Here is a 919-nt window from a genome sequence, read left to right as displayed (position 1 = left end):
GGTGCCATGACCTGGAGTACCAGGCGGAAAGCTGGGAGTCACCGCGTCGCGTGGTGCTCGTCGTCCAGGAAAAGCCAGAGGACCTGCTGTTCCATGCCTTCTTCCTGGTCACCAACCTCAACAAGCTCGACTACCCGCCAGAGAAGGTGTTGGCGCTCTACCGCAAGCGCGGCAAGGCCGAGGCCCACATGGGCGAGCTGAAGTCGGCGCTCAATGTCCATCTCTCGTCGACGGACCGTGGCGGCTCCACGGTGCAGCAGGTCATGGCACGCAATCAGGCCAACCTGTTGCTGAGTCTCTGTGCCTACCAGGTGCTGCACGGGCTGCGCTGCCTGGTCGAGACGCAGACGCGCCAGGGCTGGAGCCTGATACGACTACGGGAGCAGGTCCTCAAGGTGGCGGCGACGATCACGGTGCACGCTCGCCAGATCAGGCTGCGGCTGGGCGCCGCTGCGGACCGATGGTGGCCCTCGACGCTGAAGGCGCTCCCCCGATTGTCCGCCTTGTCGTAGCCCTCTCCACGACAGCCCGGCTGAGCACCCCATCGGCGTCACGCCGAGGCCTACCTGCGGGCCATCGACAGCGATTCATAGCCTATGGGAATGACAAGTCAGGGATTCAAAAGCCTCGCACTATCAGAATCTCGCTGCTCGGTAGCGAGATGGTGGAGGAACTGGCTGAGCGTTGCTGAGATGCCGGAAGTGCTGCTCAGCAAAGGGCCTGATGAAAGAGGCGGGCTTCTGCCGTGCCAGCTCATGGAACACCTCACCAAGGTGCTTGCGTATCCTTCCGAAAATCATTTTCTTACGCTTTTTAGGTATAAAACAACATGATACCTGCAATTCCATGTCGTATGGGAAAGACTCTGGTACTCTCTCATTGGGAACATCCTATCTCTTGGCCGAGATTGGAGGCTCCC

The 919-nt window shown here is 60.3% G+C and carries 1 protein-coding gene and 1 pseudogene; one reads left to right on the top strand and one right to left on the bottom strand.

The window, feature by feature from the left end:
- Positions 1–512: transposase (locus OOZ15_RS19890; protein ID WP_265958183.1), on the top strand; the 512-nt coding region annotated here is incomplete at its 5' end.
- A 224-nt stretch (positions 513–736) separates the two neighbouring features.
- On the opposite strand, the pseudogene OOZ15_RS19885 reads toward OOZ15_RS19890, so the two are convergent.
- A pseudogene (locus tag OOZ15_RS19885) lies at positions 737–880 on the bottom strand (transposase); the annotation flags it as partial.
- Positions 881–919: the final 39 nt, after the last annotated feature.

The sequence above is a fragment of the Galbibacter kalidii genome, assembly GCF_026241135.1.
Lineage (GTDB): Bacteria > Bacteroidota > Bacteroidia > Flavobacteriales > Flavobacteriaceae > Galbibacter.
Note: the sequence above shows the minus strand (reverse complement) of the source record. Positions and strands in the feature narration are given on the sequence as shown.